Source organism: Pseudomonas sp. 14P_8.1_Bac3, from assembly GCF_025466085.1.
Lineage (GTDB): Bacteria > Pseudomonadota > Gammaproteobacteria > Pseudomonadales > Pseudomonadaceae > Aquipseudomonas.
This window is the reverse complement of the sequence record NZ_JANLOD010000048.1, coordinates 184,017-206,456: the sequence shown is the minus strand read 5'-3', so window position 1 is coordinate 206,456 and position 22,440 is coordinate 184,017. Positions and strand designations below refer to the sequence as shown.

Annotated in this window: 20 protein-coding genes, 1 tRNA gene and 1 pseudogene; 12 read left to right on the top strand and 10 right to left on the bottom strand. The window is 60.3% G+C overall.

From position 1 onward, the window contains the following. Nucleotides 1-3 precede the first annotated feature (3 nt). Nucleotides 4-900 carry a LysR family transcriptional regulator gene (locus tag NTD84_RS13735; RefSeq protein ID WP_262166258.1) on the bottom strand — a complete coding sequence of 299 codons (897 nt, stop codon included), beginning with the start codon at nucleotides 898-900 and terminating at the stop codon, nucleotides 4-6. A 273-nt stretch (nucleotides 901-1,173) separates the two neighbouring features. Here NTD84_RS13735 and NTD84_RS13730 point away from each other — a divergent pair, with 273 nt between their 5' ends. The 5 genes and pseudogenes from NTD84_RS13730 (at nucleotide 1,174) to NTD84_RS13710 (ending at nucleotide 4,288) form a co-directional block, all read left to right on the top strand. Continuing rightward, nucleotides 1,174-1,659, top strand: a complete 486-nt coding sequence (locus tag NTD84_RS13730) for an Hcp family type VI secretion system effector (protein ID WP_262166255.1) — start codon at nucleotides 1,174-1,176, stop codon at nucleotides 1,657-1,659. A gap of 59 nt (nucleotides 1,660-1,718) precedes the next feature. Continuing rightward, nucleotides 1,719-2,102 carry a hypothetical protein gene (locus tag NTD84_RS13725; RefSeq protein WP_262166253.1) on the top strand — a complete coding sequence of 128 codons (384 nt, stop codon included), beginning with the start codon at nucleotides 1,719-1,721 and terminating at the stop codon, nucleotides 2,100-2,102. Between the two features lie 219 nt (nucleotides 2,103-2,321). Next, nucleotides 2,322-2,790, top strand: a pseudogene (locus NTD84_RS13720) (hypothetical protein); the annotation flags it as partial. Beyond that, nucleotides 2,787-3,173, top strand: coding sequence for a hypothetical protein (locus tag NTD84_RS13715; protein ID WP_262166251.1), 387 nt, complete (start codon nucleotides 2,787-2,789; stop codon nucleotides 3,171-3,173). The pseudogene NTD84_RS13720 and the gene NTD84_RS13715, both read left to right, overlap by 4 nt. Before the next feature lie 227 nt (nucleotides 3,174-3,400). After that, a complete protein-coding gene (locus tag NTD84_RS13710) occupies nucleotides 3,401-4,288 on the top strand; it encodes an NAD(P)-dependent oxidoreductase (protein ID WP_262166250.1) in 888 nt (295 codons plus the stop codon). Nucleotides 4,289-4,400: 112 nt separating this feature from the next. Here the strand turns inward: NTD84_RS13710 and NTD84_RS13705 are convergent, their stop codons facing one another. After that, nucleotides 4,401-5,492, bottom strand: coding sequence for an AI-2E family transporter (locus NTD84_RS13705; protein ID WP_262166248.1), 1,092 nt, complete (start codon nucleotides 5,490-5,492; stop codon nucleotides 4,401-4,403). 223 nt (nucleotides 5,493-5,715) lie between these two features. Here NTD84_RS13705 and NTD84_RS13700 point away from each other — a divergent pair, with 223 nt between their 5' ends. Beyond that, the gene (locus tag NTD84_RS13700; RefSeq protein ID WP_262166246.1) at nucleotides 5,716-6,369 is read left to right on the top strand and encodes a hydrolase; all 654 of its coding nucleotides are present in this window, start codon (nucleotides 5,716-5,718) and stop codon (nucleotides 6,367-6,369) included. Nucleotides 6,370-6,561: 192 nt separating this feature from the next. Here NTD84_RS13700 and NTD84_RS13695 read toward each other — a convergent pair. The 7 genes from NTD84_RS13695 to fdnG all read right to left on the bottom strand — a co-directional run bounded on the left by NTD84_RS13695 (nucleotide 6,562) and on the right by fdnG (nucleotide 15,796). After that, nucleotides 6,562-6,657 (bottom strand) — tRNA-Sec (locus NTD84_RS13695). Nucleotides 6,658-6,766: 109 nt separating this feature from the next. Next, complete coding sequence (selB, locus tag NTD84_RS13690) at nucleotides 6,767-8,674, bottom strand: selenocysteine-specific translation elongation factor (protein WP_262166542.1); 1,908 nt, start codon at nucleotides 8,672-8,674, stop codon at nucleotides 6,767-6,769. Then, complete coding sequence (gene selA / locus NTD84_RS13685) at nucleotides 8,671-10,092, bottom strand: L-seryl-tRNA(Sec) selenium transferase (protein WP_262166243.1); 1,422 nt, start codon at nucleotides 10,090-10,092, stop codon at nucleotides 8,671-8,673. The genes selB and selA overlap by 4 nt, the downstream gene beginning before the upstream one ends. 120 nt (nucleotides 10,093-10,212) lie before the next feature. Then, nucleotides 10,213-11,139 carry a formate dehydrogenase accessory protein FdhE gene (gene fdhE / locus NTD84_RS13680; RefSeq protein WP_262166242.1) on the bottom strand — a complete coding sequence of 309 codons (927 nt, stop codon included), beginning with the start codon at nucleotides 11,137-11,139 and terminating at the stop codon, nucleotides 10,213-10,215. Nucleotides 11,140-11,144: 5 nt separating this feature from the next. Beyond that, nucleotides 11,145-11,798, bottom strand: coding sequence for a formate dehydrogenase subunit gamma (locus tag NTD84_RS13675; protein WP_262166241.1), 654 nt, complete (start codon nucleotides 11,796-11,798; stop codon nucleotides 11,145-11,147). Further along, nucleotides 11,795-12,730 (bottom strand): formate dehydrogenase subunit beta, encoded by a 936-nt coding sequence (gene fdxH, locus NTD84_RS13670; RefSeq protein WP_262166239.1) that lies wholly within the window; start codon nucleotides 12,728-12,730, stop codon nucleotides 11,795-11,797. Before fdxH ends, NTD84_RS13675 begins: the two co-directional genes overlap by 4 nt. Continuing rightward, nucleotides 12,731-15,796 (bottom strand): formate dehydrogenase-N subunit alpha, encoded by a 3,066-nt coding sequence (fdnG, locus tag NTD84_RS13665; protein WP_262166237.1) that lies wholly within the window; start codon nucleotides 15,794-15,796, stop codon nucleotides 12,731-12,733. 228 nt (nucleotides 15,797-16,024) lie between these two features. Here fdnG and NTD84_RS13660 point away from each other — a divergent pair, with 228 nt between their 5' ends. The 6 genes from NTD84_RS13660 (at nucleotide 16,025) to NTD84_RS13635 (ending at nucleotide 21,690) form a co-directional block, all read left to right on the top strand. Beyond that, nucleotides 16,025-17,179 (top strand): MalY/PatB family protein, encoded by a 1,155-nt coding sequence (locus tag NTD84_RS13660; RefSeq protein WP_262166235.1) that lies wholly within the window; start codon nucleotides 16,025-16,027, stop codon nucleotides 17,177-17,179. A gap of 203 nt (nucleotides 17,180-17,382) precedes the next feature. Further along, nucleotides 17,383-18,240 (top strand): glucose 1-dehydrogenase, encoded by an 858-nt coding sequence (locus tag NTD84_RS13655; protein WP_262166233.1) that lies wholly within the window; start codon nucleotides 17,383-17,385, stop codon nucleotides 18,238-18,240. A gap of 322 nt (nucleotides 18,241-18,562) precedes the next feature. Next, nucleotides 18,563-19,174, top strand: a complete 612-nt coding sequence (locus NTD84_RS13650; protein WP_262166231.1) for a Yip1 family protein — start codon at nucleotides 18,563-18,565, stop codon at nucleotides 19,172-19,174. A 46-nt stretch (nucleotides 19,175-19,220) separates the two neighbouring features. Beyond that, on the top strand, nucleotides 19,221-20,564 hold the full coding sequence (locus NTD84_RS13645; RefSeq protein WP_262166229.1) for a cation:proton antiporter: 1,344 nt from the start codon (nucleotides 19,221-19,223) through the stop codon (nucleotides 20,562-20,564). Between the two features lie 53 nt (nucleotides 20,565-20,617). Beyond that, nucleotides 20,618-21,010, top strand: coding sequence for a hypothetical protein (locus NTD84_RS13640; RefSeq protein ID WP_262166227.1), 393 nt, complete (start codon nucleotides 20,618-20,620; stop codon nucleotides 21,008-21,010). 206 nt (nucleotides 21,011-21,216) lie between these two features. Next, nucleotides 21,217-21,690 (top strand): hemerythrin domain-containing protein, encoded by a 474-nt coding sequence (locus tag NTD84_RS13635; protein WP_262166225.1) that lies wholly within the window; start codon nucleotides 21,217-21,219, stop codon nucleotides 21,688-21,690. A 206-nt stretch (nucleotides 21,691-21,896) separates the two neighbouring features. On the opposite strand, the gene NTD84_RS13630 is transcribed toward NTD84_RS13635, so the two are convergent. Further along, complete coding sequence (locus NTD84_RS13630) at nucleotides 21,897-22,433, bottom strand: hypothetical protein (RefSeq protein ID WP_262166224.1); 537 nt, start codon at nucleotides 22,431-22,433, stop codon at nucleotides 21,897-21,899. Between the last annotated feature and the right edge of the window lie 7 nt (nucleotides 22,434-22,440).

Sequence of the window (22,440 nt, the reverse complement as noted above, 5' to 3'; positions counted from 1 at the left end):
GACTCAATGAGTGTGTTCGGCCAGCAGGTCTTCGATAAATGCACGTACCGCTTCGCTTTGAGGATGCCCCACATGGGTGATCATGCTGTGTTGCACCTCATAGCGCAGCGTTGCCGGATGCAGGGCGCGCATTTGCCCGCTCTCCAGCCATGGCCGGGCGTAATGGGCCGGCAGATAGCCTAGATGGGTTCCGGCCAGGACGCCGTGCACGACGGCTTCCATGTGATGCGCCGTGGCGGATGCCCGGGACGGTGCAATCGGCAGGACCTGATCGGCCGGCAGGAAGCCATGCCTGATCCAGTCGCTGGCCTGCAACTGTTCGCCGCTCGGCGCTTTCACCCCGAACAGTGGATGTTTGTGCCCACAGAAAATACCGATCTCCTCGGTATACAACGGCTGGTAAGCCAGGGTCGGCAATGGCCGGCTGAAGTAGGAGATGGCCATGTCCAGCTGCCCGTCTATGACCGCCAGCTCCAGCTCCGTAGGTGAATTGACGAAAATGTGCAGGTGCATGTCGTGTTCACGCTGATAAAAACGCGCGATCGCGGCGTCGATGCGGGCTGCCGGTAGCGTTGCGATATTGTCAGCCAGCCCAAGATAAAGATCCCCCACCAGCCGCCCGGCGAGGTCCTGAGCCTCATCGCGAAAAGCATCGACCGCGCCAAACAGGGCCGACGAAGCCTTGAGAATACGCTGGCCTTTTTCGGTCAGTCGAAAACCACCCTTGCCCCGTTCGCAAATGCGATAGCCGAGGCGTTTTTCCAGACCGGAAATGTGCGTGCTGATGTTCGACTGGCTCATGTTCAGCTCGGCTTGCGCCGCCGTAAATCCACCGCACTTCACGACGATGGAAAAAATGCGCAACAGGCGCAGGTCCATGTCCGTAACGTTTCTGAGCACAGGTTTTCTCGACAGGATGAAGTGAACGGCACGCGCTGATGGACGCGGACAAAGAGCGCTATTCAACGTCAGTGACCGTGCAGCGTCAATGTGGCAACGCCGCCACAGGCTTGGTCACGACACGGCACTCTGTTGGAGCGAGCTTGCTCCTACAGAACTTTCGCGTTGATCAATCTTCCACTGTTCATTTTCGGAAATGACCTACACCTCGGCCTACATAAACACAAAACGTTCTGCCCTAGACTGCCCGCCTGAATACAAGGAGTGCGTTCTATGGCCAATCATGGATACATGACCATCAAAGGGAAGGTCCAAGGGCTGATTTCAGCTGGCTGCTCAACCCAGGACTCTATCGGCAACAAATACCAGGCAGTGCACACCGATGAAATCATGGTGCTGTCCTACAGCCACAACATCGCCAATATCGGCAACATCAACAGATCAACGCACAATCCGATCATCATTACCAAGAACGTCGACAAATCCTCGCCCCTGCTTGCGCAAGCGCTTTCGAACCGGGAAGAAATCAACTGCACGATCAGTTTCTACCGCGTGTCGTCCTTCGGCATGCAGGAAAAGTTTTATACGATTTCAATCGATGGCGGTGTCATCGTCGACCTGACGCTCGAGATGCCGCATGTGGTTTTACAAAACGACGCTGAGCCACAAGAACAAGTGGCCATTCGTTATCGCGAGATCGCCTGGATCCATCATCTGGCGAAAACCGCCGGTTACAGTTCATGGGGCGAAGAGCGATGAATCCAGACCTGAGGGGCACTCTTCGAAGAAATGGCAGAAATCATCTACGAGAATAAAACATGAGCACAGGCCAACTTGTCACCGTGTATCTAGGGGGATGGGTATTTTTTTCCATATTCGTTTGCCTTGGCGTGTTCCTGCATATCGCTTGCACCAAGATGAAAATGCTGGTTGAACTTTTCCCAAATAGCATCGGCGTCAAAACCATGGCCCCTTTAAAAAACGGGGGGGTCTGGGGCAAGTTGATCTTGGTCGGAGGAATTTCCGGTTACCTTGCCTTTCCGCGACCGTATCTAAAAAACGGACAATTGTGCAGCAAAGATCTAGAAGCCATTCCGAAGCCGTTGAGACATAAACTAGCCTTCGTTCATTGGGTCTTGGTTATACATCTAATTGCAATGTTCGCTCTCTACTTTTTGGGAAAGTTTGGAAAGCTTTATTAACGACCTCAACGCCCCTCTCATCTCAGGTGAGGTAATAGCTATTCAAGTCTGCATGACAATCAATCGAGCTTAGGGATGCGCTGAAATAGCTGAATATTTTCAGCTACGACCAGTCCCGGCCCTCAATACATCCTTGATATCGCGAACTTACAGGCTTGTAGGCCAGCTCATCGTTCCCCCCCCTTGCGCCATCGCCACCGTTGTTGCTTCGTATCACTCAACCTAAAGGCATTGCTGGGCATATCGACCAAAAGCCTTGTGCATCGCTGGAGAAAAGCCGGAGCCCCCGGACGGATCCCGGGCTACGCCACGCATATCGCGGGCGTTTCAAAAGCGGCGAAGTATGTGAAATATGGTGGCTGGATTGGTACGGCGGTGGGGGGTGGGGCTTCGGCGGTTAAGGTCAAGGGTGTTTGCGCAGAAGGCGATGCAGAGGCTTGTGAGAAAGTGAAGTTTACTGAAGGCGGGAGCTTTTTTAGGTGGGATTGCCGGCGGCGTGGCTGCCAGTGCGCTGTTGGGTGGCTCTGCGACGGGCGTTATCTGTGCAGCTATTGGTGTACCAACGGGTGGGGTTGGAACTTTTGCGTGTGGACTCGTGGTAATGGGAGCTGGCTCATTAATGGCAGGGGAAGCGCTAGGAAGTGGTGGGGCAATAATGGGTGAAAAAGTATATGAGGTAATGAAGTGAGCTTAAGCACCGTCGACAAAATAGTTCTTGTTGTGGGGCTAGTCGACTTTGCCGGCCTATTCATAATAATCGGAATTTTGCTCCATCTTGCTTACACCAAAATGGACCTTATGTTGGATCACCTGCAGAATAGCCCCGCAGTTATGATCCGAGCGCCGTTCAGAAACGGAGGCCCTTGGGGTAATCTTTTTTTAATTGGCGCCATAATGGGCGTAATGACCACACCTCGCCTCTATCTACGCGATGGTGGTGCCTGCGCTGAAGATCTGAAACATTTTCCTGCCGACCTTAAACGAAAGCTGGTCATTTTGCAGTGGATTGGATGGGGGTTGTTACTAGTAATGTTCGGCATTGTGGCCGCCGCCAAGTTCGAAATTATCTAAACAATAACTCGACAAATTCAACCGCTTCGACTGCGGGCAGGATCTACGCAGTTCTTTCCGCTTCTTCTACAGAATTCAATCATTCGAAAGCCATACAAGGATCCCGAACTTACAGGGCGCCCAGCAGGCAATCTCATCGTCCCTCCCCCCTTGCGCCATCGCCACCGTTGTTGTTTCGTATCACTCAACCAACGATGCTCCACCTCCCCTGTTGAGGAACACGACTCATGAAAATCGGTTTTCTAGGCTTGGGCAGCATGGGCCAGGCAATCGCCGCCAATCTGTTGAAAAGCGGCCACGAAGTCCGGGTATGGAATCGCTCCCCTGAAGCGGCGCGCAATCTGGTCGAGCTGGGTGCGAACGCCGCGGCGACTGCGGCCCAGGCATTCGACGTCGATGTGGTGTTTACCATGTTGGCGGACGATAAAGCGCTGCGCGCAGTATTGCTCGACTCCGGGCTGCTTGCGGGGCTCAAGGGCCCGCTGATTCATGTGAACCTGGCGACGATCGCCGTGGACTTCGCCGAGGAACTGGCCGCCCTGCACAAAGCGCAAGGCATCGACTATATTGCCGCGCCGGTGATGGGCCGTCCCAACGTTGCCGCGGCGGGCCAGCTGAATATTCTGGCGGCGGGACCGGCCGACGCCATTGACCGGGTGCAGCCGTTACTTGATCTGATCGGCAGCAAGACCTGGCGTCTCGGTGAGGAAGCCTCCAGCGCCAATGCCATGAAGCTGGCGACCAACTTCCTGTTGGTGTCGGCGGTACAAGCCATGAGTGAAGCGGCCGTGCTGGTCACCCGCCACGGCCTGCAATCGGCCGACCTGATCAACCTGGTCTCGACCACGATCTTTCCCGGCCCGGTGTATCAAGGTTACGGCACCCTCATCGGCGAGCGACGCTACGAGCCGGCCGCCTTCAAGGCGGCTCTTGGGCTCAAGGACGTTGAGCTGATCCGCGCAGCCGCTGGGCAGGTTTCTGTGCAGATGCCGACCGCCGACCTGATCCGTGCCAACCTGCTGGATGCGATTGCCCATGGTCAGGGTGATATGGACCTGGCTGTGCTGGCAGAAGTCGAGGAACGGCGTGCACCGGCGGCAGATACAACGCGCTAGGCTCGATCAAGCCTGAACTCGACGAGCCAGCTGCTGGCGATGCACTCGAGGGCGCCGTGTTGGTTCAGGTGGCCCGCGTCATCGTTGGCGACCATCGCCAGCATGCTGGCTCCTACAGGGTTGGCGGTGGGACGTCTGGCCGATCCTGCACCCACTGCCAGAACAACTGATACCCCACCGCCAGGACCACCGGTCCGATAAACAGCCCGATGATGCCGCTGGTGACCATGCCACCCAAGGCACCGATCAGCACCACCGGCATTGGCACATCGACACCGCGCCCCAGCAGCAGCGGCTTGAGCACGTTGTCTACCAGGCCGGCGACGAAGACGTAGATGGCGAACACGATCGTCGCGGTGTTGGCCCCTTCGGTGGCGAACACAAAGGCAATCACCGGCACGGTGATCAACGTCACCGGCAATTGCATGATGCCGAGCAATAGCACCGCCAGGGCCAGCAAACCGGCGCCAGGAATGCCCTTGAAGACAAACCCAAGCCCCACCAGCAGCATCTGAATAAATGCGATGCCGACCACGCCCAGCGCCACCGCACGGATCGTGGCAGTGCACAATTCGGCGATTTTCGGCCCCTTGGCCGGGCCGCTGACCCGGGAGGCAATCTGCACCGCACTGCGGCTACCGCTTTCGCCGTGGGCCATGAAGATGCCGGCGATGATCAAGGCGAAAATAAACGTCAGAAAGCCCATGCCGACCCCGGCCAGCTTGCTCAACAGGGTCAGGCTGACGCTTTTGATCTGCGGGATGTACTTGGCAGTGAGGTCGGGAAGACTGGTCGAGGCCTGCAGCCAAAAATCAGAAATCGGCTGGCCTACCAGCGGCCAGCGGGCCACCGATTCAGCAGGCGGCGGAATGTGAAAGTCGCCGCCCTTGACCATTGCCATCGCGTGTTCAACCGAGTCGGCAATCGAGGTGCCCAGCAAGTAAATCGGAACCATCAGAATGACGATGGCGACCAGGATGATCAGCGTCGCGATCCGCCCGTCTTTTTGCCCCAAAGGCCCTTTCAGGCGCGTTTGCAACGGGTACAGGGTGATCGCCAGGATCAGCGACCACAGCATCAGGTCGCGAAACGGGTTGAAGATCTCGAAACAGAACAGCACCAGCACGGCAATCAGCCCGGCCCGGATAAACACATCGAGCAGCGTGCGTGTCAGGGTTTTCTCGGTGAAAGACGTGGGCTCCATGATCGCTCCTTGCAGGTCGCCGCCACGGTGCGGGGCGCTTTGCCCAGCATAGACGCTCGATGGAAAACGCGACTGCTCATGCCGGTGATTCGACGGGGGGCTGCGTAACGACCACCCCCGCCGCCGTTCCGCAGAAAACCGCAAACACAGCACACCGATTCAATATCCTCGCCCGAATCCACGTCACCATGGCTGCCTCACTCACCCCTGTAAGGACATCGCCATGGCTACCGCAAAAGCAGTTCCCGGCAAGACCCTGCTGACCCCGACCGACCACACGCTGATCATGATCGACCACCAATCGCAGATGTCCTTCGCGACCAAATCGATCGACGCCGTGACCCTGCGCAATAACGCCGCGCTGGTGGCCAAGGCTGCGCGTGGCTTCAAGGTCTCGACGATCCTCACCACCGTCGCGGAAAAGAGCTTTTCCGGGCCGATCTTCGACGAAATCAAGTCGGTATTCCCGGAACACAACGTCATCGACCGCACCAGCATGAACACCTGGGAAGACGAGCGCATCGCGGTCGAAGTGAACAAAATCGGCAAGCAGAAAATCGTCCTCGCCGGCCTCTGGACTTCCGTGTGCATCGTCGGTCCAGCGCTCTCGGCCATCGACCAGGGTTTTGAGGTGTACGTGATTGCCGACGCCTGTGGCGATGTCAGCACTGAAGCCCACGAAATGGCCATGCTGCGCATGATCCAGATCGGCGCGCGGCCAATGACTTCATTGCAATACCTGCTGGAACTGCAACGCGACTGGGCTCGCACCGAAACCTACGAAGAAACCGTCAAAACCTCGATCGCCAACGGCGGTTCCTACGGCTTGGGCCTGATCTACGCCAAGACCATGTTTGGCGCTTCCGAAGGTCACTAAATCGGCTCCGCCCTGCCCTACCTGTGGGAGCGAGCAAGCCCGCTCCTACAGGGATCTGGGCAGTCCGGCTGGTTCCTCGATGGCAACCTCTATCACACCCGGGACACCGGCCAGGCACTGGCCGGCGATGACATCGACCGGGTTTACGTGGTCATCGAGTACCCGCTGAGCTTCGGGCGCTTCTGATGGAAATGGCGGAAGGCAGCCGGAGTCGAACCGGCCCGGGAACGGATGCCGTCCCCAACCGGGTTTGAAGCCCGGCCGCGCCACCGGGCGCGATTGCCTTCCAGAATACAAATCCCTGTAGGAGCGAGCTTGCTCGCGAGGGTCGTCAACGATGACGCGGGGAACCTGGAGCAAACCGGGGTCCTCAAGTCCATCGCGAGCAAGCTCGCTCCTACAGGGGCTGGGGTGCTGCCAGAGCGCTATCCAGCCGCACATGGCGCTTGTCGCCGAAGCGGCGGGTCAGGCCGATGCGGTCGAAATATTCAAGAATCTGGATGCTGCGTTTACGCCCCAACCCCACCGCGTCGCGAAACGCCGTGACCTGAATCACCTCGTTTTGCGCCGCCAGTTGCAACAGCATAGCCGCCAATCGGCGCAGCATCGCGTCGGTGTAGAACAGGTCGCGGACCACCTGATGCATGAGCCCGAGCCGCGCCATCTTGCGCAATAGCAGGCGCACCGTCGCCTCATCATGACCCAGGTCCCGCACCCACGGCGGATCGAACCCGGCCTGCTCGAACAGCGGTTGCAGCTGTTGCCAAAGGGCTTGGTCTTCCGCGCTCAAGCGCACCTGATGATCAGGCAGATGCAACCACGGGCCGCTGGCGGCCACGGCGTTGCTGGCCAACAGTTCATCGATCAGGCGGGTAAACGTTGCGCGGTCCAGCGCCGTACCGCTGAAGCGCCGCAGGCGATCACGGTCCGGGCCCATTTGGTCCGGCTCAAGTTGATGAAAGTGCGCCAGGTGTTCCAGCAGCGACGCCTTTTGCGCCTCCCAGCGCTGGGTGCTGAACAGCAACGGCCCCTGACGTGTGTCGATCAGGCGCACGCCCTTGGGTAAGTCCCAGGTGTGGCGCGGACGATTGAACTGACGCTCAAGCTGCTGCGAATCAAGCCCGATGTCGCTGTTCGTCAACAGGGCCGGCAGGACCTCTTCCAGAGGGTTGGTCGAGGCCAGCGCCTTCAACTGCGCCAGCCGCTCCGGGCTGCGCCGCTGGCGGGACGGCGCGGACGGGTCCAGCACCCGGCCACCGCCGAGGGTGCGCTGAGCACTTTGATCGCGCAGGATCAACGGGTCGCCCTTCACCGCGTGAACCGGCACGTTCAATAGCAGTTGCGCGAACATTCGCTCGCCCGGCGCCAGGCTGGAATCCTCCAGCAAGGCTACTCGCCCCGTCACATCCTGGGTGCCAAGGTGCACATGCACCGGCTGAAAATGCTCGAAGGGTCCGGCTTCGCTGCTCAGCAACCGCAGCTCGATGTCCAGGCGCTGCGTCGGCGCATACAGCCATTCGGCCAGTAACCAATGGCCACGGTGAATTTGCTCAAGGGCCAAACGCTCGGCACTCAGGTTCAACGCGACGCGCTGGCCGGCCGTGGCGCTGTCGGCAGCCTGGTTCTGCGCGTGCAGGCCGCGCACCCGCACCGGTTTGCCCTGCGGGCCGAGCCACAACGTGTCGCCCACCGCCACCTGACCGGATAACGCCGTGCCGGTCACCACGATGCCCGCACCGGCAACGCTGAACGCCCGGTCGATCGGCAGGCGAAAGCCGCCGAGGGTGCTGCGCTGAAGTACGTCTTTTTGCGCATCGAGCAAGGCCAGACGCAACGTGTCGACGCCCTCCCCGGTTACGCTCGACACGGCAAGCAGCGGCGCACCGGCGAAGGGTCCGGGCGCCAGAAGCGTCTCGATTTGTGCGCGAACCTGCTCAACACGCGCCGGATCCACCCGGTCACCTTTGGTGATCGCAACCAGCGCCCGCGGAATGCCCAGCAATTCGACAATGGCCAGGTGTTCGCGGGTCTGCGGCATGACCCCGTCGTCGGCGGCCACCACCAGCAACACCAGGTCGATGCCCTGGGCGCCGGCCAGCATATTGTGGGTGAAACGCTCGTGGCCGGGCACGTCGATAAAACCGGTCAGCGACGCGCCGGGTTCAAGTGCCGCGTACAGGTAACCGAGGTCGATGGTCATGCCGCGCTCGCGCTCTTCGCGCCGACGGTCGCCTGCCTGGCCGGTCAACGCCTGGAGCAGCGAGGTCTTGCCGTGGTCGATGTGCCCGGCGGTGCCGACGATCACCCGGGCACCTGCAGCTGGTCGAGCTGCGCCAGCCATGCTGGTTCGTCGTCGAGTTGCCGCAGATCCAGCCACAAGGCGTCGTCATCGATGCGTCCGAGCACTGGAATGGCCAACGTGCGAAACGCCGCCTCCAGCTCAAGCAAGCACCGGCCGCGCCGGCGCTTGCTGACGACAGGTCGCAGGCACAGCGCCGCGCTCGGCAGGCGTGCCACCGGTTGGCTGCCGCTGCCGATCATTCCCAGCGCAGGCATCGCGCCGACAGTCCAGCCATCGCCTAATACCTTGGCCAGCGCAGGTTGCAGACGCTCGGCCTGGGCGAGAATGTCCGCCTGGGGTCGGGTGAGCAGACGCAAACTGGGCAGGCGCTCGGCGAGACGATCCGGATCGCGGTACAACCCCAGCACGGCTTCAAGGGCGGCCAGGGTCAGTTTGTCGACGCGCAGTGCGCGTTTGAGCGGGTTTTTCTTGATCTTTGCGATCAATTCTTTGCGACCGACGATCAACCCGGCTTGCGGTCCGCCGAGCAGTTTGTCGCCGCTGAAGGTGACGATGTCCGCACCGTCTTGCAGGGCCTGGCGCACGGTGGGTTCGGCGGGCAGGCCCCAGCGGGTCAGGTCCAGCAGGCTGCCGCTGCCGAGGTCTTCGAGCAGCGGCAAACCGTGCTGGTGCGCCAGTGCGGCCAATTCGGCGGTCGGCACGCGGGTGGTGAAACCCTGGATGCTGTAGTTGCTGGCGTGGACCCGCATCACCAGGCCACTGCGCGGGCCAATCGCCGCGGCGTAATCCTTGGCGTGGGTGCGATTGGTGGTGCCGACTTCGTGCAGCTTCACCCCGGCTCGCGCCATGATGTCGGGGATGCGGAACGCGCCGCCGATTTCGATCAGTTCGCCCCGGGAAATGATCCCTTCCTTGCGTGCGCCCAGGCTGTTGAGGGTCAGCAATACCGCCGCCGCATTGTTGTTGACGACGGTGACGGCTTCGGCGCCGGTCAGTTCGCGGATCAGGCCTTCGATCAGGTCGTCGCGATCACCGCGTTTGCCGCTGCGCAGGTCGAATTCCAGATTGAGCGGATACCGCGCGGCCATCTGCACCGCTTCGATGGCTGCTTCGGGCAGCAAGGCGCGGCCGAGGTTGGTGTGCAGCACGGTGCCGGTCAGGTTGAATACCCGGCGAACGTGGCTGCGATGCTGTTGGGCGAGTCGCTCGCCGACGCGGCCCGCAAGGATCTCCGGGGCGATTTCCACGGCGTCGAGTTGCCCGGCGAGCACCGGTTCGCGCAGGTCATCCAGCAGCTGGCGCAAACTGGCCAGCAGCGCCTCACGGCCATAGCGTTCGGCCAACGGCTGACACGCCGTATGGCGCAGCAAACTGTCGATGGAAGGTAGCCGCAAGGTCGGGCTGGCGGATCTGGAGGACATCAGGGGCTCCCGTGAACGGTGACCGCCTGAGTGTAGACGCTGAACCTTTTCGCGAGCAGGCCTCAACCCTGAACCAACCATAAACCCCGTAGGAGCCGGCTTGTTGGCGATAGCGGTCGGTCAGTTACTACCCGGCGCGAACAAAAGATTCGGCGCCAGCCGCTGATAGCCTTCCTGCTCAAGGCGCATGTCCAGCATCAGGCTGGTCAGGTCGGTCGACAGCGCTTCAGCTTCAGCATCATTCTCCAGGTACAACAACTTCAAATAGCTGCGACACCCCGGGCAGACCTCGGCCCGCAACGGCGCCTGGTTAGCGGCATGGTGATCATTATCGAGGCTGACATATTCAAGCCCCTTGCTCTGCTCGCAATACACACACTTCACCCGCACCACATGCCATTCGCAGGCACACAGCGAACACACCAGATAACGCAAGCCATTGTATTTGCCACGATGGCGTATCACTCCGGCCATTGCGGGCGAACCGCAGGCCGGGCACTGGCTGAGGCTGTCGCCGGGTTTCAAGGTCAGCTCGGGTGTGGTCAGCAGCCAATGGCTCCAGGCCGCCTGCAATGCGGCGCCGAGAAACGGTACCAGGGCCGCCGGCAGCAACGCGTATTGGCCGCTAACCAAAGCAATGGCCCAGGCTTTCAGTTGACCGACACCCGCGTGGCGCAAACGGCTCAGGGCCTGCTCGACAGCGCCTGACGCTGGCGCTTGATAACGTTGCAACAACGCCGTCAGCCAAGGCACCCAATCCTCCTCACGCACCCGACTGTCCGCGGCAAACGGTGGCAGTCCATGTTGCTGGCACACACGCAAACGCTCGAGATCCGGCCGCTCAGTCACCGGAGGATCATCCATCAACTGCTGCTGTACATGGCACAGACCCGCCACCAGGTGCAGATAATCAGCCAACGGATGCCCCTCGGCCAACCGCTCCAGCCCTAGCGCGCGCAATGTGAACAGGTTGTTCGGCGGCCTATACAGAAACGGCGGTGAACTCGCCGCCGCTTCAATCTCGCCAGGCTCAAGAATCGTCGCCAAGGTGCTTATCCTTTTTTGCTGACCGGTCGCTCGGGGTGCTCATCGCGCGTCACCTCCCGGTACCACAGTTCATGGTGTTTCTTCGCCCACGCGCGGCTGACCCAGCCATGCACCATGGCGCTGATCGACCCCTTGATCCAGATACCGGCGTAGATGTGCACGATGATGCTCAACACCAGCACAAAACCGGCCAGCGCATGCAACAACATCGCCCAGCGAATGGCGGTGATGCCGAAATACACGCTGAAATACGCCCGCCAGATCACCAGCCCGGTGAACAGCAGCCCCAGCATGCACAGCAGCAACGTCCAGAACAGCAGCTTCTGCCCCGGATTGTATTTGCCGATCGGCGGCACGCCCTCCTCCTCGTTCTGGATGACCCGCCCAATGCGCCGCAGCCATAACCCATCGTTGCGGATAAAAAAATTCGCGCGGAAGAACTGAATCACCAGGCCAAGGAACAACAAGAACATCAACACGCCCATGAACGGATGCAAGATACGCGTCCACGGCCCGCCGCCAAACAGGTGGCTGAGCCAGAAAAGCGCCGGATGAAACAGCGCCAGCCCCGACAGCGCCGCCATGAAAAACAGGATCGCCACCAGCCAGTGATTGGTGCGCTGGTTCGCGGTGTAGCGCAGGATCTGATGGCGAATCATGGTCTGTCCTCCCCGCGCGGATCGAAGGTGTGCACCGATGGGTCGACTTCATGCACCGCCGGGTCCTTGAGGATCGGCAGCTCATCTTCCTCGACCACCTGCGGGCCGATGCGCACGTAATGGAAGAACCCGGCCAATACCGCCAGGCCCATGGCCAGCAAACCCAGGGGTTTGCTCACGCCTTTCCACAATTCCACCAGCGGACTGATCGACGGACTGCTCGGCAACCCGGCGTACAACACCGGCGTGTCGGCGTGGTGCAACACATACATGACGTGCGTACCGCCCACGCCTTCGGGGTCGTACAGACCGGCATTGGTGAAGCCACGGCTCTTGAGGTCGACGATGCGCTCGGCGGCATGCTCCTTCATGTCGTCCTTGCTGCCGAACACGATTGCCCCGGTCGGGCAGGTTTTCACGCAGGCCGGTTCCAGGCCCACCGCCACCCGGTCCGAGCACAACGTGCACTTGTAAGCCTTGTGATCCTTTTGCGAGATCCGCGGAATGTTGAACGGGCAACCGGTGATGCAATACCCGCAGCCGATGCAGTGATCCTGATCGAAATCGACGATGCCATTGGCGTGCTTGATGATCGCCCCCGGACTCGGACACGCCGCCAGACAGCCCGGCTCGGCGCAATGCATGCAGCCATCCTTGCGAATCAGCCATTCGAGGTTGCCGGCGTCGGTTTCATGCTCGGTGAAGCGCATCAGCGTCCAGGTTTCCGCGCTCAGGTCCTGGGGATTGTCGTAGGTGCCGAGGTTGTGACCGACGTCGTCGCGCAGCTCGTTCCATTCCGAGCAGGCTACCTGGCACGCCTTGCAGCCGATGCACTTGGTGGTGTCGATCAGCTTGGCCACCGCTTCCTGATTGCGCACGGACGGCGGTACGGTGGTGGTGGCCGAACGGGCAATGATGTCTTGGCTGGCCATTTAGACTTTCTCCACGTTGACCAGGAATGACTTGGATTCCGGGGTCTGGGAATTGCCATCGCCGAGGAACGGCACGAGGGTGTTGGTCAGGTAGCCGTGACGCGTCAGGCCGGTAAAGCCCCAGTGCAACGGAATGCCGATGTGATGCACCACCTGGCCGTTGACCTGCAACGGCCGGATGCGCTTGGTCACCACCGCCACCGCTTCGATGTGCCCGCGCTTGCTGCTGACCCGCACCCGGTCGCCGGCGACGATGCCTTTCTCCTTGGCCAGCACCTCGCCAATCTCGACGAACTGCTCCGGCTGGGCGATCGCGTTGAGCTTGCAGTGCTTGCTCCAGAAGTGGAAATGCTCGGTCAGCCGGTAACTGGTGGCGGCATATGGGTAGTCCTTGGCCACACCGAGGGAATCCCACACCGAATCGAAGATCCGCGCCGCCGGGTTGCTGGTGGCTTTCTTGTTTTCCGGGTGCAACGGGTTGATCCCGATCGGTGTTTCGAACGGTTCGTAATGCTCGGGGAATGGCCCTTCGTTCATCTTGTCGACGGCGAAGAACCGCGCCACGCCTTCGGGGTTCATGATGAACGGATTCATCCCGGCTTCCGGGGCCGAGTCGGCCTTGAAGTCAGGTATGTCGGTGCCGCCCCAGGCCTTGCCGTTCCACCACACCAGGCGTTTTTTCTCGTCCCACGGCTTGCCTTGCGGGTCGGCCGAGGCGCGGTTGTAGAGAATCCGCCGATTCGCCGGCCAGGCCCAGGCCCAGCCCAGATTTTGCTTCATCCCGTACGGATCACTGTTGTCGCGCCGTGCCATCTGGTTGCCGGTCTCGGTCCAGCTGCCGCAGAAAATCCAGCAACCGGAAGCCGTGCTGCCGTCATCCCTGAGCTGAGCGAAGCCGGCCAGTTGCGCATTGCCCTTGACCGCGGCGCCGGTGGCGTCGGTGAAATCAGTCGTGGCGTAGCCGTTGATTTCCTTGGCCAGTTCCTCCGGCGAAGGTTCGTTGGCGGTCTTGTACGGCCACGACAACTTGAGGATAGGCTCGGCATACGCCCCGCCATTGGCTTGATAGCGTTGCCGCAGACGCAGGAACAGCGCGCTCATGATCTGCACATCGGTACGCGCCTCGCCCGGGCCATCGGCGCCTTTCCAGTGCCATTGCAGCCAGCGGCTGCTGTTGACCAGCGAGCCGTCTTCTTCGGCGAAACAGGTGGTGGGCAGGCGGATCACTTCGGTCTGGATACTGGCGGTTTCCACATCGTTGTACGGCCCGACATTGCGCCAGAACTCCGAGGTTTCAGTGGACAGCGGGTCCATCACCACCAGCCATTTCAGTTTCGCCAGCGCCGCCATCACCCGGTTCTTGTCGGGCAACGCGGCGATCGGGTTGAAGCCTTGGCAGACATAGCCGTTCACCTTGCCCTGCCCCATCAGGTCGAACACTTTGAGGATGTCGTAGTTGGGGATGTCCAGCTTCGGCAGATGGTCGTACGCCCAATTGTTCTCGGCCGTGGCGTTGCCGCCATACCAGGCTTTCATCAGGCTGACGTGGAATTTGCTGTAGTTCTGCCAGTAGGACAGCTGCCCCGGCCGTAACGGTGTCTGCGTACGTTTGGTGATGTAGGCGTTGTAGTCCTGCTCGGCGTCGACCGGCAGCGTCAGGTAGCCCGGCAATGCGTTGGACAACAGCCCGAGGTCCGTCAGGCCCTGGATGTTGGAGTGCCCGCGCAAGGCATTGACGCCACCGCCCGGCATACCGACGTTGCCCAGCAGCAACTGCACCATCGCCGCGCTGCGGATGATCTGCGAGCCAATCGAGTGCTGCGTCCAGCCCAGGGCATAGAGGATCGTCATGGTCTTGCCCGGTTGCGAGCAGGTGGCGATTTCATCCCAGATTTTCTGCATCGCATCGACCGGCATTCCACAAATCTGGCTCGCCAGGTCAATGGTGTAGCGGCTGTAATGCTGCTTCATCAGCTGATACACACAGTGCGGGTCTTGCAGCGTCGGGTCGACTTTGACAAAACCGTCCTCGCCGAGCTCATAACCCCAGCCGGATTTATCGGTATAGCTGCGCTTGGCAACGTCGTAACCACTGAAGATGCCATCCTCGAAGCCATACCCGGCTTTGACGATAAATGACACGTCGGTGTAGTTGCGCACGTACTCGTGCTGGATCTTGTCTTCGGTCAGCAGGTAATTGATCAGCCCGCCCATGAAGGCGATGTCGGTGCCGGTGCGGATCGGCGCGTAATAGTCGGCCACGGACGCGGTGCGAGTGAATCGCGGATCGACCACGATCAGCCGCGCGGCGTTGTGCGCCTTGGCTTCGGTCACCCATTTGAAACCGCATGGGTGCGCTTCTGCTGCGTTGCCGCCCATGACCAGGATCAGGTTCGCGTTGGCGATGTCGGTCCAGGTATTGGTCATGGCACCACGGCCGTACGTCGGGGCAAGACTTGCCACCGTCGGACCGTGTCAGACACGCGCCTGGTTATCGAACCCCAGCATGCCCAGGCTGCGAACCACCTTGTGGGTGATGTAGCCCGCTTCGTTGGACGCCGCCGACGCCGCAAGGAACCCGGTGGTCAGCCAGCGGTTCACCGTCTGACCCTTGTCATTCTTCTCGATGAAGTTGGCATCGCGGTCGGCCTTCATCAGGTCGGCGACGCGATCCAGTGCTTCATCCCAGGAGATCCGGGTCCATTCGGTCGTACCGGGCTTGCGCACCTGCGGATACTGCAGGCGACCGGGGCTGTGAATGAAGTCCAGCAGGCCCGCGCCTTTCGGGCAGAGGGTGCCGCGATTGACCGGATGATCGGCGTCGCCTTCGATGTGAATGATGTTTTGCGCGACATTCTTCGCCGCATCGCCCTGGCTGTACATGATCAAGCCGCAACCGACCGAGCAATACGGGCAGGTGTTGCGGGTTTCATGGGTGTGGGCGAGCTTGAAGTGGCGCACCTGCTCGGCGAAGGCCGACGTCGGGGCCATCCCCAGCGCGCCCAGGCTCGAGCCCGCAAGGCCGATACCGGCGACCTTGAAGAACTGACGACGGTTGAGATCCATCGTGCACTCCTGATCAGTGAAGACCCGGACGCGTGCCGGGTTTTCTGGACAATCACGGTGGCGGCAGCGTGGCTACCGACACTTCAAACTCTAGACAATGCTGTCGGAGCCTGTGTGAAAACCGACCGTCGGGCATTTTCGCGTGGGCCGCACCTGAGTGGGCTCGCCCCTGCAGGAGGTTGGCGTTTATCATGGCCGCCGGATTTCCCCCGCACTTATGAGATGAGCATGACTTTCGATTTTGATCAGGTGTTCGACCGCCACCACACCGGCAGTACCAAGTGGAGCCGCTATGCGGCCGACGTGTTGCCGATGTGGGTCGCCGACATGGACTTCGCCGCGCCGCCGGTGATCATCCAGGCCCTGCAAAAACGTCTGCAACACCCGTTGCTCGGCTACAGCGTGGCCCAGGACGACTTGCGCCAGGCCATCGTTGCCGACCTGTGGGACAAGTACGCCTGGCGCGTCGAGCCGCAGGCGCTGATTTTCCTGCCGGGCGTGGAATCGGGTTTCAACATGGCCCTGCACGCCTTGGTGCAGCCGCAACAGAATGTCGTCGTCCAGGTTCCGAATTACCCGCCGCTGCGCCATGCACCGGTGCATTGGGGGCTGAACAAGGTCGAGCTGAATTTCGATAGTCTCGCGGATGGCACCTACGCCACGCCACTCGACACCCTGCGCCAGTCTCTGGCGGGTGGCGGCGCATTGTTGCTGAGCAACCCGCACAACCCGCTGGGCAAGACATTTGCGCGGGAAGAGTTGCAAGCGGTGGCTGACATCTGCCTGGAGCAGGACGCCTGGATCATCTCCGACGAGATCCACGCCGAGCTGTGCTTCGACGGGCGCAAGCACATTCCCACCGCGTCGCTGAGCCCGGAAATCGCCCAGCGCACCATCACGTTGATGTCCGCGAGCAAGGCCTACAACATCGCCGGCCTGAAGACCTCGTTCATGATCATCCAGGATCGCGCCCTGCGCGAGCGGGTCAACCACGCCCGTTGCGGCATGGTCGACAGCGTCAACCCGCTGGGCATGGAGGCCACCCGGGTGGCGTACACCGAAGCGGCGCCGTGGCTGGCCGAACTGTTGGCCTACCTGCAAGCCAACCGCGACTACCTGGTCGACGCCGTGCGCACGCGACTGCCGGGTGTGACCATGAACGTGCCGCAGAGCACGTACCTGGCCTGGCTCGATTGCTCGGCACTGGGGCTCGACAATCCGCAGCAGTTCTTCCTGCAACAGGCCAAGGTCGGGCTGAGCCCCGGCCTGGATTTTGGCGATGACCATCAACAGTTCGTGCGCCTGAACTTCGGCTGCCCGCGTGGGTTGCTGGAGGAAGGCATTGCGCGGATGGAGCGCAGTTTGCAAAACCTCAAGGCCTGACACGATACCCTGTGGGAGCGGGCTTGCTCGCGAAGGCGGTGTGTCAATCGACATGTCTGTTGCTGACCTACCGCCTTCGCGAGCAAGCCCGCTCCCACAACGGGTTTCACGTTGGACGCAGTTCAGCGAAATCCAACCGAACTCAAGGCAAAACAGCGGAGTCCACCCTTGTGACTCTTCTGCCTTGAGAACGGAGATTTCCCATGACCGACTATCCAAAACCACCCTTCAAGAAGCAGGCCCAGCCCGTCCCCGGTTCCCAAAAGAAAATGGACCCGTACCCGGATTGCGGCGAGCAGAGCTATAAAGGCTCGGGTCGTCTGGAGGGCAAGATCGCCCTCATCACCGGCGCCGACAGCGGCATCGGCCGTGCCGTAGCCATCGCCTTTGCCCGTGAAGGTGCCGACATCGCCATTGCCTACCTCAACGAACACGAAGACGCGCAGGAAACCGCACGCTGGGTCGAACAGGCCGGGCGTCAAAGCCTGTTGCTGCCCGGCGACATCGCCGAGAAAGCGCAATGCCAGGCCCTGGTCGACAAGACTGTCGAGCGCTTCGGACACATCGATATTCTGGTGAACAATGCCGCGTTCCAGATGACCCACAAAAACTTTGAGGACATTCCGGACGACGAATGGGTCATGACCTTCAACGTCAACATCACCGCCATCTTCCGCATCTGCCAGGCGGCGCTGAAGCACATGAAGCCTGGAGGCTCGATCATCAACACCAGCTCGGTCAATTCCGACATGCCGAAACCGACCCTCCTGCCCTACGCCACCACCAAAGGCGCGATCGCCAACTTCACCGCCGGCCTGGCGCAGATGCTCGGACCGAAGAACATCCGGGTGAACTGCGTGGCGCCGGGGCCGATCTGGACGCCGCTGATCGTCTCGACCATGACGGACGAGGACGTCGAGAACTTCGGGGGCGAAACCCCGCTGGGGCGCCCGGGCCAACCGGTCGAAGTGGCGCCGATTTATGTACTGCTGGCGTCGGACGAAGCCAGCTACATCACCGGCCAGCGCTACGGGATTACGGGCGGCAAGCCGATCCTTTAGCAATCTTCCCGTGGGGAGCGGGCCTGCGAAGGGGTCAGCCCATTCAATATTAATGGCGAGTGACACTCCGCTATCGCCAGCAAGCCGGCTCCTACAGTGTCCGGGGCGTCACTCAGCCTTGCGAACGACGCTATCCCCCGGTGGGAGCGGGCTTGCTCGCGAAGAGGCCAGCACATCCAGCATTAATGGCGACTGACACTCCGCTATCGCCGACAAACGCGCTCCCACTTCAGAGCAAAAAAAAGTGAACCCCTGATAAAACTCGCCCCTCAATACGTTCAGGTGCCCCTCTCACGGGGCAGCTCCCGATCAGGAGGTCATCATGTCCGCACCTATCGTCAAGTTGTTCACCCAACCGAATTTCGCCTGGACGGATATTCGCAAGGAAGAGGAAGCGCATCCGCGCCATTACCTCGCGCATCTACTGCTGCTCGCCTTGATCCCGCCCGTGTGCCTGTTTATCGGGACCACCTATGTCGGCTGGAGCCTGGCAGAGAACGAGACGGTGAAGCTCAGCAGCAGTAGCGCGTTGCAATTGTGCGTGCTGCTTTACCTGTCCATCATTGTCGGCGTGGCCTTGATGGGACTGTTTATCCGCTGGATGTCACGTACGTTCGACGCGCGGCCGACGGTCAATCAGTGCATCGGCTTTGCTGCCTACACCGTGACTCCGTTTTTCCTCGCCGGTTTTGCCGGTTTGTACCCTAGTCGCTGGCTCGCCATCATCGTGCTCGGTGCCGCCTCGGTGTACTCGACGTTTCTGCTGTTTGTCGGCATGCCGACTTTCATGCATGAACGCAAGGAACAAGGGCTGCTTAACGCAGCGTGTGTCTGGGGTGTCGGGTTGCTGGTGCTGGTCACTATCCTGGTGGAAATGATCCTGCTGTGGTTCAACGTACTGACGCCGGAATACCTGCGCGCGACGGTCGGTTGATCTCCCTGGACCTCACATCGCTGCATCGACCCAGCGAGTACCGCGCATGAGCTTCGTTATCTGGGTGGCGGTGCTGGGTGGCGTGCTGCTGACGCTGGCGCTGACCTCGTCGTATTTGCGCTGGATGCCGGTGACCACGTCCGCGGTGTGCCTGGTGGTGGGCGTCGCAATCGGGCCTTCAGCGCTCGGATTACTGAAACTGGACATGGCCGATGCCTCAATCTGGATGGAGCACCTGACGGAGGTCGCGGTGCTCTTTTCCTTGTTCGTCTGCGGCCTGAAATTACGCTCGCCCTTCAAGAATAAAAACTGGCGCGTCGCCGTCGGCCTGGCCGCGCCGGTGATGCTGCTGACCATCGCCGGCGTTACCTTGCTGTTGCATTACGGCTTCGGATTGACCTGGGGTGCCGCGGTGCTGATTGGCTCGGTCCTGGCGCCCACCGATCCGGTGCTCGCCGCGCTGGTGCAGGTCAACGACGCGCGGGATGACGACAGTGTGCGCTTTGGCCTGTCCGGTGAAGCCGGGCTGAATGACGGGATTGCCTTTCCGTTCGTGATCCTCGGGCTGTTGCTGGTGCAACACGACGGCAACCCCGGCTGGTTAGGTGACTGGGCGCTGGGCAGCTTGCTTTGGGCAGTGCCTGCCGGGTTGCTGATCGGCTACGGGATGGGCCGCGGCATTGGTCGTCTGACCCTGACGCTGCGGATAAAAAATGACGACAGCACCCTCTCGCCCAACGATTACCTGGCCCTCGCGTTAATCGCCCTCGCCTATGTTTGTGCTGAGTCGATCCATGGCTATGGCTTCTTGTCGGTCTTCGCCGCGGGTCTCGGCCTGCGCCATGAAGAGGTGAAATCTACCGGCAATGATGCGCTGCCCGCCGAGCATCTGGTGCAACCGGTGGTCGGCCATCAGAACGTCGAACCGCAGCAGGCCGTGCATGGCGACACCGAAAGTCTTGAAGACACTCAGGTCGCTGCCGGCATCATGATGGGCGACATGCTCGCTTTCGGCAGTCTGGTGGAACGGGCCATGGAAGTGTTCCTGGTGACGCTGCTCGGCGTGGTGCTGATTGCACACTGGGACTGGCGAGCGCTGGTGATCAGCGCGGTGCTGTTTTGCCTGATCCGGCCGCTGAGCGTGGTCGTCATGCCCTGGAGGGGGTTGCTGGACAGCCAGCAACGCTTGTTGATTGGCTGGTTCGGCATCCGCGGCATCGGCAGCCTGTATTACCTGTTTTATGCCCTGAACCATGGGCTCGCCCCATCGATTGCCACGCTGTGTACCGACCTGACCTTGTCGGTGGTGGCGCTTAGCATCCTGGTCCATGGCATCAGCACTCAGCCGATGCTGGCTTGGTATGAGCAACGCAAAGAGAAAAATAGTTGATTTGATGCCCGCGGATTTTCGCAGGGACGTATCAACTTTTCCTGTTCATAAACTTGAAATCCTTTTTCCGTGCGGCAGGTCACACGCTTAATCGCCCGGTTTTTTTCCGGGGCGTGCATGCCAATCAAACCGTTTTTTCGGAAATTAAGGTGCTGGTCATGATTCAGTATTCCACTCGCGATGAAATCAAAGCCTGCCGGGCCTTCGCCCTGGAGCGTAACCGTCAGATGTTCGAAGAAGCCCAGTCTCTGAGTCGCAACGCTTTTGAAATGCTTGAGGGCGGCGATCTGGATGGTGAGTTGTTCGATCGCTACCAGGCGTTGCGCCGCAAGGCAGACCTGAAATTTGAAGAGGCGATCGAGCATTTGCGCGTGCTTAACGAAGACTTCCCGCCGATTCCAATGTCTGCAACGCGCGCTTTGCCACAACACGAATCCAGAGCTTGAAACGAAGCCGCGAACTGCATGGGTTAAATTTCAGACTCATGCAGGCTGCACGACCGCAGTTGGCCTCCAGGTGCTTCAAGTTGTTGATTTATAAAAGGTCATGCTCGCATTTAGATTCGGCACGACAAATGCTCTGGGTTTATAAGCGACTTTCGGCCTCGAGACCGTCAGCGCTCATCCCCGTGACTATTTTGAGAGACTCGACCATGAACGCTATTGACCTGTTGCAAGCCGACCATGAACGCGTGAAAGGCATCCTGACCCAGCTCAGCGAATCCACTGAACGCGGCATCAAGAAACGCACCGAACTGCTGGCCAAGCTGGAGATGGAGATCACTATCCATACCCGACTGGAAGAAGAAGTGTTGTACCCTGCCTTCAAAAAAGCCGGCGGCAAGGAACAGGAGGTCATGTATTACGAGGCCAAGGAAGAGCACCGCACCGTCGACTCGCTGGTGCTGCCGGACCTGAAAGTGACCGACCCGTCCACCCCGGAATTTGCCGGGCGGGTGAAAGTGGTCAAGGAGCTGTTGGAGCATCACATCGAAGAAGAGGAAACGGAGATGTTTCCTCAGGCAAAGAAGTTGCTGGGCAAGGCAACACTTGAAGAGTTGGGCGCGCAAATGGAAAGCCTGAAAGCCCAGTACAAGAAAGAAATGACCGCAAATCTGGCGGCGTGATCCAAGCAAAGACTACCCCTGTAGGAGCCAGCTTGCTGGCGATGGTCGTTAACGATGAAGCGTGTGATCTGATTCACCGCGACGCGTTCAAGTCCATCGCCAGCAAGCTGGCTCCTACAGGGGTTTTTTGCGTTTATCTGGCTCTGCCAGCCGACACAGAATCTGTAGAAGCCGGCTTGCTGGCGATGACGCTTGCTGTAAAGCGCTCACCCGCCCGGGTTAGTCACCTGGATGAACACCGAGTAAGTGGCCAGCAGTACCCAGAATGTGGCGAAGATCCACGGCGTACGCACCGAAAACAACAAGGATTTGCGGTAGCCCTTATGCGACGATTCCATTTCGCTGAACAGCGGCGACTCGTCGTAAGCCAGTCCCATCAAGGGTTCGCTGCGCAGTAACTCGCTTTGCTTGAAATGCCAGTGATCGATGATGTCATACGCCGCGCGGATGCCCGGCCAGGCGTTGAGCGAACTGAGCAGTCCCAGCAGTGCCAGAAACGGCGGCACGATCAGGGTGAACAGTTTGCCCCACTCGGGATTGAGATTGGACATGCACGAGGCGAATGCAATGACCAAAAACGATTGCGCCGCCAGGTAGGCGTCGGTGCGATTGGCGAGGATGCTGGTTTCGTACTGGATTTCTCGACGGTAGAAATCCAGGCGCTCCTTGGGCGAGCCGAACATCTTGGCGTTATGTTCGGTCAGGGCATCTTCGGCCGTGGCCTCAGTCAGTATTCTTGGCAAGGGAGTC

Bases quoted from the DNA above. Each gene is read 5' to 3' on its own strand.
- NTD84_RS13675 (WP_262166241.1), bottom strand. From the start codon at position 11,798: ATGATTCGCCATCAGATCCTGCGCTACACCGCGAACCAGCGCACCAAT.
- selA (WP_262166243.1), bottom strand. From the start codon at position 10,092: ATGTCCTCCAGATCCGCCAGCCCGACCTTGCGGCTACCTTCCATCGAC.
- fdxH (WP_262166239.1), bottom strand. From the start codon at position 12,730: ATGGCCAGCCAAGACATCATTGCCCGTTCGGCCACCACCACCGTACCG.
- NTD84_RS13700 (WP_262166246.1), top strand. From the start codon at position 5,716: ATGGCTACCGCAAAAGCAGTTCCCGGCAAGACCCTGCTGACCCCGACC.
- NTD84_RS13650 (WP_262166231.1), top strand. From the start codon at position 18,563: ATGTCCGCACCTATCGTCAAGTTGTTCACCCAACCGAATTTCGCCTGG.
- NTD84_RS13710 (WP_262166250.1), top strand. From the start codon at position 3,401: ATGAAAATCGGTTTTCTAGGCTTGGGCAGCATGGGCCAGGCAATCGCC.
- NTD84_RS13660 (WP_262166235.1), top strand. From the start codon at position 16,025: ATGACTTTCGATTTTGATCAGGTGTTCGACCGCCACCACACCGGCAGT.
- NTD84_RS13705 (WP_262166248.1), bottom strand. From the start codon at position 5,492: ATGGAGCCCACGTCTTTCACCGAGAAAACCCTGACACGCACGCTGCTC.
- NTD84_RS13655 (WP_262166233.1), top strand. From the start codon at position 17,383: ATGACCGACTATCCAAAACCACCCTTCAAGAAGCAGGCCCAGCCCGTC.
- NTD84_RS13730 (WP_262166255.1), top strand. From the start codon at position 1,174: ATGGCCAATCATGGATACATGACCATCAAAGGGAAGGTCCAAGGGCTG.
- NTD84_RS13645 (WP_262166229.1), top strand. From the start codon at position 19,221: ATGAGCTTCGTTATCTGGGTGGCGGTGCTGGGTGGCGTGCTGCTGACG.
- NTD84_RS13725 (WP_262166253.1), top strand. From the start codon at position 1,719: ATGAGCACAGGCCAACTTGTCACCGTGTATCTAGGGGGATGGGTATTT.
- NTD84_RS13635 (WP_262166225.1), top strand. From the start codon at position 21,217: ATGAACGCTATTGACCTGTTGCAAGCCGACCATGAACGCGTGAAAGGC.